Origin of the sequence: Enterobacter cloacae complex sp. ECC445 (genome assembly GCF_021892025.1) — a bacterium.
GTDB classification, from domain to species: Bacteria; Pseudomonadota; Gammaproteobacteria; order Enterobacterales; family Enterobacteriaceae; genus Enterobacter; species Enterobacter chengduensis.
This window is the reverse complement of record NZ_JAKLRZ010000008.1, coordinates 139,711-155,627: the sequence shown is the minus strand read 5'-3', so window position 1 is coordinate 155,627 and position 15,917 is coordinate 139,711. Positions and strand designations below refer to the sequence as shown.

Here is a 15,917-nt window from a genome sequence, read left to right as displayed (position 1 = left end):
AAAGCGGATGAAAAACCAGAAGGTTCTGAAGATGGGGAGAATGCCCGGCAACCGAACGGCACCGGGCATTTAAACTTACTTGCTAATCTGCGCGTGCATTTCCTGCACTGAAATCACCTTCTCGGTGGCATCCGCGTTCAGCGCCATGGCCGTTGCGAAACCGCCGTTCAGAGTGGTGTCGTAGTGCACTTTATACTGCAGCGCGCTGCGGCGAATCAGCTTGGAGTCTTCAATCGCCTGGCGGCCTGCGGTGGTGTTGATGATGTAGGTGTATTCGCCATTCTTGATACGGTCCTGAATGTGCGGACGACCTTCATGTACCTTGTTTACCAGACGCGGGTTGATACCGGCTTCACCCAGCACAATCGCGGTACCGTGGGTCGCGTCCAGCTCGAAACCCTGTTTCAGCAGCTTGGCGGCCAGGTCAACCACGCGCTCTTTGTCGCCTTCGCGAACGGAGAGCAGCGCACGGCCTGATTTTCTCATGGTGGAGCTACTGCCGAGCTGCGCCTTCGCGAACGCTTCGGCGAAGGTGCGGCCCACGCCCATCACTTCCCCGGTAGAGCGCATTTCTGGCCCTAACAGCGGGTCAACGCCCGGGAATTTGTTGAACGGCAGCACCACCTCTTTCACCGAGTAGTACGGCGGAATGATCTCTTTGGTCACGCCCTGCTGCGCCAGCGTCTGGCCCGCCATCACGCGCGCCGCCACTTTCGCCAGCGGTACGCCGGTGGCTTTAGAGACGAATGGTACGGTACGTGCCGCACGCGGGTTGACTTCAATCAGGTAGACTTCGTTGTCTTTCACCGCGAACTGGACGTTCATCAGGCCGCGAACCTGCAGCTCGAAGGCCAGCTTCTGCACCTGCTGGCGCATTACGTCCTGAATCTCCTGGCTCAGGGTGTATGCCGGCAGAGAGCAGGCAGAGTCGCCGGAGTGTACGCCCGCCTGCTCGATGTGCTCCATGATGCCGCCAATCAGCACCATTTCGCCGTCGCAGATGGCGTCAACGTCCACTTCCACCGCGTCGTCGAGGAAGCGGTCGAGCAGCACCGGCGCATCGTTGGACACGCTCACCGCCGTCTGGAAGTAGCGACGCAGGTCGGCTTCGTCATACACGATTTCCATCGCCCGGCCGCCCAGGACGTAGGAAGGACGCACCACCAGCGGGTAGCCAATCTCTTTCGCTTTCTCAACGGCCTGTTCAATAGCCGTCACCGTGGCGTTCGCAGGCTGTTTCAGCTTCAGACGGTCAACCGCCTGCTGGAAACGCTCGCGGTCTTCGGCGCGGTCAATCGCGTCCGGGCTGGTGCCGATAACCGGTACGCCTGCCGCTTCCAGCGCGCGCGCCAGCTTCAGCGGGGTCTGGCCGCCGTACTGCACGATAACGCCTTTTGGCTTCTCGATGCGCACGATTTCCAGCACGTCTTCCAGGGTCACCGGCTCGAAGTAGAGACGGTCAGAGGTGTCGTAATCGGTTGAGACGGTCTCCGGGTTACAGTTGACCATGATGGTCTCGTAACCGTCTTCACGCAGCGCCAGCGAGGCGTGTACGCAGCAGTAGTCGAACTCGATGCCCTGGCCGATACGGTTTGGACCGCCGCCCAGCACCATAATCTTGTCGCGGTCAACGGACGGGTTCGCTTCGCACTCGTCTTCATAAGTGGAGTACATGTACGCGGTGTCGGTCGCAAATTCTGCCGCACAGGTGTCCACGCGCTTGTAGACCGGGTGCAGGTCATACTGGTCGCGCAGCTTGCGGATCTCCGCTTCGCGCACGCCCGCCAGCTTGGCCAGACGCGCATCGGCGAAGCCTTTACGCTTGAGCATACGCAGGAAGTCAGCGTCCAGGCCGTTGATGCCCAGCTCAGCCACTTTCTCTTCCAGACGCACCAGCTCTTCAATCTGCACCAGGAACCAGCGGTCGATGTTGGTCAGGTTGAACACGCCGTCGACGGACAGGCCCGCACGGAAGGCATCGGCGATGTACCAGATACGCTCTGCGCCCGCGTCTTTCAGCTCGCGGCGGATTTTGGTCAGCGCTTCCGGGTCGTCCAGGCTCACTTTCGGGTCAAAGCCGGTGGCGCCCACTTCGAGACCGCGCAGCGCTTTCTGCAGGGATTCCTGCTGCGTGCGGCCAATCGCCATCACTTCGCCGACCGATTTCATCTGGGTAGTCAGACGGTCGTTCGCGCCCGCGAATTTCTCGAAGTTAAAGCGTGGAATTTTGGTGACGACGTAGTCGATGGACGGCTCGAAGGAGGCTGGCGTGCGGCCACCGGTGATATCGTTCATCAGCTCGTCGAGGGTGTAACCCACTGCCAGCTTGGCCGCCACTTTCGCAATCGGGAAGCCGGTCGCTTTCGAGGCCAGCGCGGAGGAACGGGACACGCGCGGGTTCATTTCGATAACAATCAAACGGCCGGTTTTCGGGTTCACCGAGAACTGCACGTTTGAGCCGCCGGTTTCCACGCCGATTTCACGCAGCACCGCCATCGAGGCGTTACGCATGATTTGATATTCTTTGTCGGTCAGGGTCTGGGCTGGCGCAACGGTGATGGAGTCGCCGGTGTGGATACCCATCGCATCAAAGTTTTCGATGGAGCAGACGATGATGCAGTTGTCGTTTTTATCACGCACCACCTCCATCTCGTACTCTTTCCAGCCAATCAGCGACTCATCAATCAGCAGCTCTTTGGTTGGAGAAAGATCCAGACCGCGTTCGCAAATCTCTTCGAACTCTTCGCGGTTGTAGGCGATACCGCCGCCGGTGCCGCCCATGGTGAACGATGGACGGATGATGCACGGATAGCCCACGTCAGCCGCAACGGCAAGCGCCTCTTCCATGTTGTGTGCGATGCCGGAGCGCGCGGTGTCGAGGCCGATTTTCTTCATCGCCACGTCGAAGCGGCGACGGTCTTCTGCTTTATCAATCGCGTCGGCGGTCGCGCCAATCATGGTCACGCCGAACTCTTCCAGCACGCCCTGACGCTCCAGCTCCAGCGCGCAGTTGAGCGCCGTCTGGCCGCCCATGGTCGGCAGCACCGCGTCCGGACGCTCTTTCTCGATGATTTTGCGTACCACTTCCCAGTGAATCGGCTCGATGTAGGTCGCATCAGCCATTTCCGGGTCGGTCATGATAGTTGCCGGGTTAGAGTTGACCAGGATAACGCGGTAACCCTCTTCACGCAGGGCTTTACAGGCCTGGGCGCCGGAGTAGTCAAATTCACAGGCCTGGCCGATGACGATCGGGCCAGCGCCAAGGATCAGGATGCTTTTTATGTCTGTACGTTTTGGCATTGTCTTCTCGGCTCCTGATTATTTAGCGGTCTTACGGTATTGCTCGATAAGTTCGATGAAGTGATCGAACAGCGGCGCGGCGTCGTGCGGGCCCGGGCTGGCTTCCGGGTGGCCCTGGAAGCTGAACGCTGGCTTATCAGTACGATGAATGCCCTGCAGGGTGCCATCGAACAGCGATTTGTGCGTCACGCGCAGGTTAGCCGGCATTGACGCTTCATCGACGGCAAAGCCGTGGTTCTGCGCGGTGATCATCACCGTGTTGTTATCAATGTCTTTCACCGGGTGGTTGCCACCGTGGTGGCCGAACTTCATCTTGACGGTGTTAGCACCGCTCGCCAGGGCCAGCAGCTGATGGCCGAGGCAGATGCCGAATACCGGAATGTCGGTTTCCAGGAAGGACTTGATGGCGGCGATGGCGTAATCGCACGGCGCCGGGTCGCCAGGACCGTTGGACAGGAAAATACCGTCCGGATTCATCTTCAGCACGTCTTCGGCGGACGTTTGCGCCGGCACAACCGTCAGGCGGCAGCCGCGGTCAACCAGCATGCGCAGGATGTTGCGCTTGGCGCCAAAATCGTAGGCCACCACGTGGAACGGCAGCTCGCTCTCTGGTTTCGCTTCCGGCAGGTCGCCTTCCAGCGTCCAGCTACCCTGCGTCCAGCTGTAGGCTTCAGCGGTCGTCACTTCTTTCGCCAGGTCCATGCCGTTCAGGCCCGGGAAGGCTTTCGCTTTTTCCAGCGCCAGGGCCGCATCGAGGTTATCACCCGCGATGATGCAGCCGTTTTGTGCACCCTTCTCGCGCAGCAGACGCGTTAACTTACGGGTATCGATATCGGCAATCGCTACGATGTTATGGCGCTTCAGGTAGGAAGAGAGGTCTTCGGTGCTGCGGAAGTTGCTGGCAATCAGCGGCAGGTCGCGAATGACCAGGCCTTGCGCATGTACCTGAGAGGACTCTTCGTCAGCCGCATTGGTGCCGACATTGCCGATATGAGGATAAGTAAGAGTAACGATTTGGCGAGAATAGGAAGGATCAGTGAGGATTTCTTGATAACCGGTCATTGAAGTATTGAAAACGACTTCCCCAACCGCCGAACCCGTTGCCCCTATGGCCCGACCGATAAACTGGGTTCCGTCTTCCAGAACCAATAGCGCTGACTTAATCAAAACACCCTCCAGAGAATATTCACTCACTTTATTTGCATATTAATTCATAACCATGTCATGGATCAATGCAAATGTGTTGCCAGCGGATTTTTGGCAAACGGCGGCATTCTGGAGATTTGGTGGGTAAAAGTCAACTTAAAACGGATATTTTGTTTAGTCTTTTGCAGGCCTGGAGAGCGGAATGCAGCTTAAGCGACAAAAAGATCAGGTAAATCACTGCGGAAAACGCTTGCGCGTCGGGTTTAATAAAAAAAGAGGCGGCACGGTATCTAAAAGTGGACCAAATGGTCAAAATTTACATTTCAGCAACGTAAATCAAGAGGAATACATCTACTTTTAATGACTTTAAATCAAAACAGGAATAAAACCAACAAAATAAAAGGGCAATAAAATATTGCCCTATGCAATCAAACAATTACGACTGCAATAACCACATCACGATGGGTAATAATGCTTACAAATTGTTGAGGTCGAGCACGTCTCGCATATCAAAAAGACCGCTTTTCTTCTCTTTTAACCACAGAGCGGAACGTACGGCACCGTTAGCAAACGTCATTCGGCTGGACGCTTTATGCGTAATTTCAACGCGTTCGCCAATATCGGCGAACATCGCGGTGTGTTCGCCGACGATGTCACCCGCACGTACGGTTGCGAAACCGATGGTGCCCGGGACGCGTTCGCCGGTGTAACCTTCGCGGGTATAGACCGCGCAGTCCTTTAAGTCTTTATCGAGTGCATGAGCAATCGCTTCGCCCATCGCCAGCGCCGTGCCTGATGGCGCATCGACTTTGTAACGGTGATGCGCTTCAACAATCTCAATGTCGGTGTAGTTGCCCATCACCTTCGCAGCCTTCTCCAGCAGCTTCAGCATGACGTTAACGCCTACGCTAAAGTTTGCCGCGAAGACAATCGCAATCTCTTTCGATGCATCCTGGATGGCCTGCTTGCCCGCGTCGTCGAAACCGGTGGTGCCGATCACCATCCCCTTGCCGTGCTGACGACAGAACGCCAGATGCGCGAGCGTCCCTTCCGGGCGGGTAAAATCGATGAAGACATCGAAGTCATCCTTAACCGCCTCCAGGCTGCTTTGTACGGTAACGCCCGTGTGGCCTGCGCCCGCCAGCTCACCGGCATCGGTGCCCAGAAGCGACGAGCCTTCACGCTCCAGCGCCGCGCCAAGCGCCACGCCATCCATCTGAAGTGCCGCCTGAATCAACTGACGGCCCATACGTCCACCCGCGCCCGCAATGGCGACACGGATCTGTGCATCATGCATAGTTATTCTCTTACGTTAAAATGATGTAAATCGTTTTCAGATTAACCAGCCTTCGCAAAGGCTGCCAACTGAAAACACCGATAATTAGAATTTAACGTGAAACCGACTTAAATATCAGTAAAAGACATGATTTTGTCGTCACGATAAAGTACGGGGCAAAAAAAAGGCCAGCACATGAGATGCTGGCCTTTCATCAGATAAGGGATTATTCCACTTCGCGGGCGTCGATGCGCAGTTCTTTCGGGACTTCGAAAACGATGTTCTCTTCGCGTCCTTCCAGCGGCACCGCTTCGCCACCGCCCAGCTCCTGCAGACGGGAAATGACGTTCTGTACCAGAATATCTGGTGCGGAAGCTCCTGCCGTTACGCCGACGCAGGCTGCGTTTTTCACCCACGCTTCCTGAATATCCGTCGCGTCGTCGATCAGAAACGCCGCTTTACCCATGCGCTGCGCCAGTTCGGCCAGACGGTTGGAGTTAGAGGAGTTCTTAGAGCCGACCACCAGCACCACATCCGCCCGTTCAGCCAGCGCACGCACCGCTTCCTGACGGTTGGTGGTGGCGTAGCAGATATCGTCTTTACGCGGCCCGACGATCTTCGGGAAGCGCTGACGCAGGGCGTCAATCACGTCAGAGGTATCGTCGACGGAGAGCGTTGTCTGGGTCATAAACGACAGACGGGCTTCGTTTTTGACGTTCAGCATCAGGACATCTTCCGGCGACTCCACCAGGTACATGCCCCCTTCCGGGTTGCTGTACTGGCCCATCGTACCTTCGACTTCCGGGTGACCCGCGTGACCAATCAGAATCGACTCTTCACCACGGCGGCTGGCGCGCGCCACTTCCATATGCACTTTTGTCACCAGCGGACAGGTGGCATCGAAGACGGTCAGATCGCGGCTTTTCGCTTCGTTACGCACCGCCTGCGAGACGCCGTGCGCGGAAAAGATCAGGATCGCACCGTCCGGCACTTCGCTAATCTGCTCAATAAAGATAGCGCCGCGCTCGCGCAGGCTGTCAACCACGTAGCGGTTGTGCACCACTTCGTGACGCACGTAAATCGGCGCGCCGTAGATCTCCAGCGCGTTTTCAACAATGCTGATAGCGCGGTCTACACCGGCGCAGAAGCCGCGCGGGTTAGCCAACAGGATCTGCATTTCAGGCCTCCAGTGCCGGATCGATTTCCAGCACTTCAACATCAAAATGAACGGTACGCCCGGCAAGCGGATGGTTGAAATCAACGGTAATGGAGTCACCGTTAATTTCGCGGATCACGCCAGGCATTTCGCTGCCGTCCATAGCGGTAAAGAGCATAATCGCTCCGATTTCCGGCTCACCCGCGTCCATGAATTCACGGCGCGAGAAATACTGGATCAGGTCCGGGCTTGGCACGCCAAACGCGGCATCCGGCTCCAGCGAAAAGGCTTTTTTCTCACCCTCTTTCAGACCCAGAAGCTGCTGCTCAAGACCTTCAGACAGGGAGGTATCGCCAAGACGAAACAGGGCCGGTTTACCGTTATTGCGGGTGGATTCAGCCGTGGAGCCATCATCCAGCTTCAGCGTGAAGTGAACGAGAACCGCGCTGTTGCTCTGTACGGATTTAGACATGCAAATTGCTCGCTTGTTTTGGGGTGCCTGTTTGCCCGGTGGCGCTTTGCTTACCGGGCATACAGGAGGCCACAAATTTTGTAGGCCGGGTAAGCGCAGCGCCACCCGGCATTCATGCTTACGCCTGCTCTTTCGCGGCCGGTTTAGGCAAGAAGCCTTCCAGCACGATTAACGCCGCACCGATGCAAATGGCGCTATCGGCGAGGTTAAAGGTCGCGAAGTGCCAGTCGCCGACGTAAAAGTCGATCATATCGACCACAAAGCCGTGCCACAGGCGGTCAAACAGGTTGCCCAGCGCGCCGCCAATGATCAGCGCGTAGGCGATGTTATTCAGCTTTTGCGTCGCCTTCGAGCGGTACATCAGCACGGCCAGGATCACGCAGATACCGATGGCGATACCCGCGAAGAACCAGCGCTGCCAGCCACCGCTGTCGGCAAGGAAACTAAACGCTGCGCCGTAGTTACGCGCATAGTGCAGGTTAAGCGACGGGAACAGCGGAACCGTCTCCCCCAGAGCGAAATTCTGGAGGATCAGGAACTTGCTGCCCAGATCGATAATCAGCACCACCACAACCAGCCACAGCCAGCGCAGTCCTGTTGAACAGAGAGTTTTACTCATCAGGCAAACTTACGTTTTTCGCCGTCACCGGCGACGTTGCTTACACAGCGTCCGCAGATGTCTGCGTGTTCCGCCACCTGGCCGACGTCGGTCGTGAAATGCCAGCAGCGCGGGCATTTCTCACCGTCGGCTTTGCTCAGCGCGACTTTCAGTCCTTTGAGCAGTTCGCTCTGCTGAGCATCAGCAGAGGCCTCGGCATAATCCGCAACTTTCGCACCGGAGGTCAACAGGACAAATCGTAATTCATCGCCCAGCGCCGTCAGCTTCGCCGCCAGCTCAGGTTCGGCGTAAAGGGTCACTGCCGCTTCCAGAGAGCCACCGACCTTCTTGTCTGCACGCGCCTGCTCGATAACCTTGTTCACTTCGCCACGCACTTTCAGCAGCTCGTCCCAGAAGGCATCGTTCATCGCTTCGGTGCTGGAGAGATCGAACAGACCCTCGTACCACTCGCCCGTGAAGACATACTTCTCGCGGTCGCCCGGCAGGTAGCCCCAGATCTCATCCGCGGTGAAGGACATGATCGGCGCCATCCAGCGTACCAGCGCTTCTGCGATGTGGAACAGCGCGGTCTGGCAGCTGCGACGCGCCACGCTGTCCGCCTTCGCGGTGTACTGGCGGTCTTTAATGATGTCGAGGTAGAACGAGCCCATCTCGATGGAGCAGAAGCGCATCAGGCGCTGCACCACTTCGTGGAAGTCGTAAGACTCGTAGGCTTTCAGGATATCGTCCTGCGCCGCTTTCGCGCAGCCTACCGCCCAGCGATCCAGAACGACCATCTCTTCCGGTTTCACCATGTCTTTTGCCGGATCGAACCCGTTCAGGTTCGCCAGCAGGAAGCGCGCGGTGTTACGGATACGACGATAGCTGTCGGCAGCGCGCTTCAGGATCTCGTCAGACACCGCCATTTCGCCGGTATAGTCGGTGGATGCCACCCACAGACGCAGAATGTCTGCGCCCAGCTTGTTCATCACGTCCTGCGGAGAAACGGTGTTACCGATAGATTTGGACATCTTACGACCCTGACCATCCACGGTGAAACCGTGAGTCAGAACCTGACGGTAAGGCGCTTTACCCTTCATGGCGGTGGAGATCATCAGCGATGACATGAACCAGCCGCGGTGTTGGTCAGACCCTTCCAGATACATATCGGCAGCGTGACCGGCAAACTCCGGACGCACGTCAACCACGGAGGAGTGGGTAGACCCGGAGTCGAACCACACGTCCAGGGTATCAGGGACTTTCTCGTAGCTGTCTGCGTCAGCGCCCAGAATGTCGCGGGCGTCGAGATCCCACCATGCCTGAATGCCGTCAACTTCAACGCGCTTCGCCACTTCTTCCATCAGTTCCAGGGTGTTCGGGTGCAGCTCCTGCGTCTCTTTATGCACGAACAGAGACATTGGCACGCCCCAGGTACGCTGACGGGAGATACACCAGTCAGGACGGTTAGCCACCATGGATTCGATACGCGCCTGGCCCCAGTCCGGGATCCACTGCACGCCTTTGATCTCTTTCAGAGACTGCTCGCGCAGGCCTTTCTGATCCATGCTGACGAACCACTGCGGGGTCGCACGGAAAATGATTGGGGTCTTATGACGCCAGCAGCACGGATAGCTGTGCTGCATTTTTTCAACGTGCAGCAGCGCGCCGCTGGTGCGCAGCATGTCGACGATGATGTCGTTCGCTTTGAAGACGTTGATACCGTCCAGCGCCGGGTAGGTGCCAGGCAGATACGAGCCGTCCGGACCGACCGGGTTAGCGATTTCCAGACCGTACTTCAGGCTGATGTTGTAGTCGTCAGGACCGTGGCCACCGGCGGTATGTACCGCACCGGTACCCGCTTCCAGCGTCACGTGGTCGCCCAGGATTGCCGGAACGTCGAAGTCGAGGAACGGGTGCTTGAAGCGCATCAGCTCCAGCGCGTCACCTTTCACGGTGCCCAGCACGGTGTAGTCGGCGATATGCGCGCGCTTCAGCACGCTTTCAACCAGATCTTTTGCCAGAATCAGCGCCTGACCGTCAACCTGCACCAGCGCATATTCAAACTCACCGGACAGGGAGATCGCGCGGTTGGCTGGCAGGGTCCACGGCGTAGTGGTCCAGATCACCAGCGAGATTGGGCCATTAACGGACGACACGCCAAACTTGGCTTTCACCGCATCCTGATCCACCGCGTGGAAGGCCACGTCGATAGAAGGAGAGGTTTTGTCGTAATACTCGACTTCCGCTTCCGCCAGCGCAGAGCGGCAGTCCACGCACCAGTGCACCGGCTTAGCGCCTTTGTGCAGGTGGCCGTTACCGATGATTTTACCCAGCGCACGGATGATGTTGGCTTCAGTTTTGAAGTCCATGGTCAGGTACGGGTGCGACCAGTCGCCCAGCACGCCCAGACGGATGAAGTCAGCGCGCTGACCGTCAACCTGCGTAGCGGCGTATTCGCGGCACTTCGCTCGGAACTCGGCGGCGGTGAACTTTTCACCCGGCTTGCCGAACTCTTGCTCAACTTTCAGCTCGATTGGCAGACCGTGGCAGTCCCAGCCCGGAACGTAAGGCGAGTCATATCCCGTGAGGCCTTTGGACTTCACGATAATGTCTTTCAGAATCTTGTTAACCGAGTGACCAATATGAATGCTGCCATTCGCATATGGAGGGCCATCATGCAGAATGAAGGTTTTTTTGCCTTTTTTGGCTGCACGAATGATGCCGTACAGGTCATCATCGGTCCAACGCGCCAGCATTCCCGGTTCGCGCTTGGCGAGATCGCCGCGCATCGGGAACCCTGTTTCCGGCAAATTCAGGGTTGATTTATAGTCACTCATCAGATTCTCGGTTCCGTATTTATCACGTAGGCAGTTAAGCCGGGTTCAAAGCCCAAAAAACTCGCGGGCCGTCAATTCATCTCGCGCAATTTGCGCTTTCAGTTCATCCAGCGAACCAAATCGCTGCTCGTTGCGTATTTTTTTACGCAGTATCACATCTATATGGCGACCATACAGGTCCATTACAACGTCCAGCAGGTGCACTTCTAACTGTTGACGCACACCGGCGACGGTCGGACGCGTGCCAATGTTGGCGACGCCGTAAAACGGTTTATCGCCCAGTCCAGCCACTTCCACCGCATAAACCCCTTTAACCGGGGAAACCTGACGGCGCAGCGGTATATTCGCCGTCGGGAAGCCTATCGTGCGGCCCAGCGCATCGCCATGGACCACGCGGCCAGAGATAGTGAACGGATGCCCCAGCAGGGTTTCCGCCGTATCCAGTTCGTCATCGGCCAGTGCCCGACGAACCGCCGTGCTGCTGACGCGCACGCCGCCTTCACAGAAAGTCATCGCGCTGGTGACGTCAAATCCGTACTCCAGACCAGCCTTCTGTAATAGCAAGAAATCGCCCTGACGACCAGCGCCAAAGCGGAAATCATCGCCCACGGCAAGAAACTGCACGCCAAGACGCTTAACCAGCAGGTCGCTGACGAAATTTTGTGCTGTCAGCGCGGCAAAGCGACGATCGAACCGTACGCACAATACATAGTCCACCCCGGACTCTGCCAGATAGCGCAATTTCTCGCGCAGGCGTGTAAGACGGGCGGGAGATTTATCGCCCGCGAACAGCTCCAGCGGCTGCGGTTCGAAAATCATCACTACAACGGGCAGACCACGAGCCTCCCCTTCTTTACGCAATCCCTGCAACAGCGCCTGATGACCACGATGCACGCCGTCGAAATTACCAATGGTCAGCACGCACCCGTGCGGTGCGCTGCTGAGATTATGTATGCCGCGTATCAGCTTCATGTCTGGCTCAAAACAGTGAAAATCGCCAAAGTATACCTTGTACAGCGGTTAAGGTTAACCGGCGATTGTTCGCGCAAAAGAGAAAGCCGTAATGATTTCATCAGGCTGACCTTTCGCAGCGAAAAAATCTGCTCGTGAACTGCGATTTTTATGCCGAAAGGCTGTATTCACGAAAGACAAGCTGGTAGAATCCTGCGCCATCACTACGTAACGTAGCGTCGCTCATTAACGGCGCTTATTTGCACAAATCCATTGACAAAAGAAGGCAAAGAGGGCATATTCCTCGGCCTTTGAATTGTCCACATAGAACATATTTGGGAGTTGGACTTGGCTAATATCAAATCAGCTAAGAAACGTGCCGTTCAGTCTGAAAAGGCTCGTAAGCACAACGCAAGCCGTCGCTCTATGATGCGTACTTTCATCAAGAAAGTATACGCAGCAATCGAAGCAGGCGACAAAGCTGCAGCGCAGAACGCATTTAACGAAATGCAACCAATCGTGGATCGTCAGGCTGCTAAAGGTCTGATCCACAAAAACAAAGCAGCGCGTCATAAAGCAAACCTGACCGCGCAGATCAACAAACTGGCTTAATCGCTATTTGTTGTTGCTTGTTTAAAGAACCCGCTTAACGCGGGTTTTTTTATGCCTTCAGATTGCCGGTGGCGTAAACAGCGCCGAGTAGTCACGGTTACAGATTCGCTGCACCGCCGGGTGCTGAATCATCCGTTCGGCAAATATGGCGTGGTACTCCTCCATCACGTTATCCACTCGGCCTATCTCCGTAATCCTGTCGTCCGAATAGAGATCGTGCGCGTACAGCGTCGGCGCAACGAAGATCGCATTATGCGCTTCGCCAAAGGCTTTCATCAGCGCCGCATCGTCGAACTCACCGAGGATTTCTACCTTTAGCCCCTGGGAGTTAAACCAGTTCAGCAGCTTGCGTCCGAGCATAGAGCGTCTTCCCGGCACCAGCAGACGGCGCTCTTCAAGGCACGCAGGGAACGGCTTCTCCGGCGGCGGGTTAATACACCAGAAGCTGACCCCGCATTCGCCAATCTTCACCGAGAACAGCCCTTCCTGCTGGGTGGAATCGATGGGGCAGTCCGAGATAATCATGTCCAGCTTGTGCTGGCTTAGCTGTTCCAGCAGCATCTCATGGGTAGATTCAAAGCAGCGCAGGTGGATTTGTTCATCTTCCACTACCGCCGCATCCAGCACGCCGCTGACCAGCCGTTTCGACAGCGCATCCGCCACGCCGACGTCAAAGAGCAGGTTAGACTCTTTGCGGTAGTTGACGATGTCGAGCATCTCCTGACTCAGCGTGAACATCTTGTCCGCGTAGCGAAAAACCAGTTCCCCGAGTTCGGTTGGTTCAATCCCACGCCCCTTGCGCTTGAAGAGCTTGCCCTGCAGGCGTTCTTCCAGCGCCTTGATTTGGCCGGTAATGGTTTGCGGCGTCAGGTAAAGCGCCTCTGCCGCCCCCACCACCGAGCCCTGTTTATAGACGTGCCAGAAGTAGTACAGATGGTTGTAATTCAAATGAGACATCGCGTCTTCTCTCCCTGAGTCTGTATCGGGAGGAGGAGCGCCTCCTCCCGGAGTTCCGTTATGCCTGGACGGCCTGTCCGGACAGTTTCGTCTTCAACAAGGTGTAGCCGATTACCGCAGCCAGCAATGAGCCAATGAGAATGCCGAGTTTAGCCCAGACGATAAGCTCAGGCGCATGTGCGCCAAACGCCAGCGTCGAGATAAAGATCGACATCGTAAACCCAATACCGCACAGCACGCCGACGGCCATAATCTGCTTAAAGGTGGTACCGTGCGGCAATGACGCCAGCTTCAGCTTCGTTGCCAGCCAGCAGAAGAGGCTAATCCCCAGCGGCTTGCCGATAAACAGCCCGGCGATAATGCCCAGCGGCAGCACGGACGTCAGCCCGTCCAGCGTCACGCCGCCGAGGGAAACGCCCGCGTTGGCAAACGCAAACAGCGGCAGGATCATAAAGGCGACCCACGGGTGCAGCACATGCTCCAGCTGTTTAGCGGGCGACTTGCCGTCCTGCGGCTTAAGCGGCACGAAGAAGCCGACGATCACGCCGGCGAGCGTTGCGTGTACGCCCGATTTCAGCACCGCCGTCCACAGCACCATCCCCACCAGGATATAGATACCGATGCGGCGCACGTTAAAGATGTTCAGCAGCGCCAGCACCGCAATCGCCCCGGCGGCCACGCTCAGGGACAGGATCGACAGATCGCTGGTGTAGAACAGCGCGATAATCACAATGGCGCCCAGGTCATCGATGATCGCCAGCGCCATCAGGAAGATTTTCAGGGCCACCGGCACGCGGCTTCCCAGTAATGCCAGCACCCCGAGCGCAAAGGCGATATCCGTCGCCGCCGGGATCGCCCAGCCGTGACGGGCGATCGGATCCTGCCAGGTGAACGCCAGGAAGAGCAGCGCCGGCACCACCATGCCCCCAAGCGCGGCAATCACCGGAAACGCCGCACGCTGGCGGCTGGCAAGCGAGCCCAGCACCAGCTCGCGCTTAACCTCAAGCCCGACGAGCAGGAAGAACACCGCCATCAGCGCATCGTTGATCCACAGCAGCATGTTCTTGTTAATTTCAAGCGCCCCGACCTTCAGCTCAACGGGCGTTTCCAGAAATGCATGGTAGATCCCCTGCGTACTGCCAAGGTTAGCCAGCACCATCGCGGCCGCAGCGGCAATAATCAGGATCGCGCCGCCGGACGCCTCACTGCTAAAAAAACGGTGTAGTAATTTCACTTTAATTCTCTCTGCTACAACAATACCTCGATAAAACCATAATACCAAGCCAGATAGCTCGGCAAAAACAGATTAATATTGAGTATAGATTCAGTTTTACCGAGCAATACCCATAAATAGAAAAAGCCCGGAATTGCTTCCGGGCCTTGGCGAATAAAACCTGCGAACAGATTAACGGGTCAAATCATCGAAGAATTTTTTGACGCCATCGAAGAAGCTTTTGGAGCGCGGGCTGTTTTTCTCACCCGTCGGGCCGCCAAAGCTCTCCTGCAGCTCTTTCAGCAGCTGCTTCTGCTTGTCGTTCAGGCCAACCGGGGTTTCAACCACGACGCGGCACAGCAGGTCGCCCTGCGCACCGCCGCGAACGGATTTAACGCCTTTCCCGCGCATGCGGAACAGCTTGCCGGTCTGGGTTTCGCCTGGCACTTTCAGGTTCACGCGACCGTCCAGCGTCGGGACTTCGATTTCGCCGCCCAGTGCCGCCATCGCGAAGTTGATCGGCACTTCACAGTACAGGTTGTTCCCTTCGCGCTCGAAGATAGCGTGCTGTTTCACCTGCACCTGAACGTACAGGTCGCCAGCCGGTGCGCCGTGCTCCCCTGCTTCGCCCTCACCCGCCAGACGGATGCGGTCGCCCGTATCGACGCCAGCCGGGATTTTAACGGACAGAGTCTTGGTTTTCTCAACGCGACCGTGGCCGTGGCATTTGGTGCACGGATCTTTAATCAGCGTACCGCGTCCGTGACAGTGTGGACAGGCCTGCTGTACCGCAAAGAAGCCCTGACGCATCTGTACCTGGCCCGAACCGTGGCAGGTTGGACAGGTCTGCGGCTGCGTACCCGCTTTCGCGCCGCTGCCGTGGCAAACGTCACACTCTTCCAGCGTCGGGATACGGATCTCTTTGGTGACGCCGCGAACGGCCTCTTCCAGCGTCAGCTCCATGTTGTAGCGCAGGTCCGCGCCGCGCGCCGCGCGCTGACGGCCACGACCGCCGCCGAAGATGTCGCCAAATACATCGCCAAAGATATCGCTGAAGTCAGCGCCGCCGCCGAAGCCGCCGCCACCGAATCCACCGCCGCCCATGCCGCCCTGTTCAAAGGCCGCGTGGCCATACTGGTCATAGGCCGCACGTTTTTGTGCATCGGTCAGGACTTCGTAGGCTTCTTTGATCTCTTTAAATTTGGCTTCAGCCTCTTTGTCACCCTGATTACGGTCCGGGTGGAATTTCATGGCCAGGCGCTTGTACGCCTTTTTGATTTCACGCTCTTCCGCAGTTTTCGGAACGCCTAAAATCTCGTAATAGTCTTGCTTTGCCATTGGTTTTTTTAAGCCCCTTAACATGCGAGCACGGGCGTGGAGAGTTCTCCTACGCCCGTGC

General features: G+C 57.0%; 13 protein-coding genes and 1 pseudogene. 2 read left to right on the top strand and 12 right to left on the bottom strand.

Annotation, left to right across the window (positions count from 1 at the left end; translation table 11 throughout):
- Nucleotides 1-75: 75 nt before the first annotated feature.
- Entirely contained in the window at nt 76-3,300 is a 3,225-nt protein-coding gene (gene carB, locus L6R44_RS09995; RefSeq protein WP_237424036.1) for a carbamoyl-phosphate synthase large subunit, read from the bottom strand.
- A gap of 18 nt (nt 3,301-3,318) precedes the next feature.
- Nucleotides 3,319-4,467, bottom strand: a complete 1,149-nt coding sequence (gene carA / locus L6R44_RS09990) for a glutamine-hydrolyzing carbamoyl-phosphate synthase small subunit (RefSeq protein WP_237424035.1) — start codon at nt 4,465-4,467, stop codon at nt 3,319-3,321.
- 181 nt (nt 4,468-4,648) lie between these two features.
- On the opposite strand from carA, the gene L6R44_RS09985 reads away from it, so the two are divergent.
- On the top strand, nt 4,649-4,807 hold the full coding sequence (locus tag L6R44_RS09985; protein WP_237424034.1) for a hypothetical protein: 159 nt from the start codon (nt 4,649-4,651) through the stop codon (nt 4,805-4,807).
- A 114-nt stretch (nt 4,808-4,921) separates the two neighbouring features.
- Here L6R44_RS09985 and dapB read toward each other — a convergent pair whose 3' ends face one another.
- The 7 genes and pseudogenes from dapB to L6R44_RS09950 all read right to left on the bottom strand — a co-directional run bounded on the left by dapB (nt 4,922) and on the right by L6R44_RS09950 (nt 11,983).
- A complete protein-coding gene (gene dapB / locus L6R44_RS09980; protein WP_237424033.1) occupies nt 4,922-5,743 on the bottom strand; it encodes a 4-hydroxy-tetrahydrodipicolinate reductase in 822 nt (273 codons plus the stop codon).
- Between the two features lie 205 nt (nt 5,744-5,948).
- On the bottom strand, nt 5,949-6,899 hold the full coding sequence (ispH, locus tag L6R44_RS09975; protein ID WP_237424032.1) for a 4-hydroxy-3-methylbut-2-enyl diphosphate reductase: 951 nt from the start codon (nt 6,897-6,899) through the stop codon (nt 5,949-5,951).
- 1 nt (nt 6,900) lies between these two features.
- Nucleotides 6,901-7,350, bottom strand: coding sequence for an FKBP-type peptidyl-prolyl cis-trans isomerase (fkpB, locus tag L6R44_RS09970; protein WP_003856450.1), 450 nt, complete (start codon nt 7,348-7,350; stop codon nt 6,901-6,903).
- 118 nt (nt 7,351-7,468) lie between these two features.
- Nucleotides 7,469-7,969 (bottom strand): signal peptidase II, encoded by a 501-nt coding sequence (gene lspA / locus L6R44_RS09965; RefSeq protein WP_032644023.1) that lies wholly within the window; start codon nt 7,967-7,969, stop codon nt 7,469-7,471.
- Nucleotides 7,969-10,785 (bottom strand): isoleucine--tRNA ligase, encoded by a 2,817-nt coding sequence (gene ileS, locus L6R44_RS09960; protein WP_032644022.1) that lies wholly within the window; start codon nt 10,783-10,785, stop codon nt 7,969-7,971. The genes lspA and ileS overlap by 1 nt, the downstream gene beginning before the upstream one ends.
- A 45-nt stretch (nt 10,786-10,830) precedes the next feature.
- A complete protein-coding gene (gene ribF / locus L6R44_RS09955; protein ID WP_032644021.1) occupies nt 10,831-11,757 on the bottom strand; it encodes a bifunctional riboflavin kinase/FAD synthetase in 927 nt (308 codons plus the stop codon).
- 7 nt (nt 11,758-11,764) lie between these two features.
- Nucleotides 11,765-11,983, bottom strand: a pseudogene (locus tag L6R44_RS09950) (DUF2575 domain-containing protein).
- Nucleotides 11,984-12,084: 101 nt separating this feature from the next.
- On the opposite strand from L6R44_RS09950, the gene rpsT reads away from it, so the two are divergent.
- Complete coding sequence (rpsT, locus tag L6R44_RS09945; RefSeq protein ID WP_003856458.1) at nt 12,085-12,348, top strand: 30S ribosomal protein S20; 264 nt, start codon at nt 12,085-12,087, stop codon at nt 12,346-12,348.
- A gap of 57 nt (nt 12,349-12,405) precedes the next feature.
- Here rpsT and nhaR read toward each other — a convergent pair whose 3' ends face one another.
- From nhaR to dnaJ, 3 genes are all read right to left on the bottom strand, one after another.
- Nucleotides 12,406-13,305, bottom strand: coding sequence for a transcriptional activator NhaR (gene nhaR, locus L6R44_RS09940; protein ID WP_032644020.1), 900 nt, complete (start codon nt 13,303-13,305; stop codon nt 12,406-12,408).
- A gap of 58 nt (nt 13,306-13,363) precedes the next feature.
- Nucleotides 13,364-14,539 (bottom strand): Na+/H+ antiporter NhaA, encoded by a 1,176-nt coding sequence (gene nhaA / locus L6R44_RS09935; protein WP_237424031.1) that lies wholly within the window; start codon nt 14,537-14,539, stop codon nt 13,364-13,366.
- A gap of 171 nt (nt 14,540-14,710) precedes the next feature.
- Complete coding sequence (gene dnaJ / locus L6R44_RS09930) at nt 14,711-15,856, bottom strand: molecular chaperone DnaJ (RefSeq protein ID WP_023310347.1); 1,146 nt, start codon at nt 15,854-15,856, stop codon at nt 14,711-14,713.
- Nucleotides 15,857-15,917: the final 61 nt, after the last annotated feature.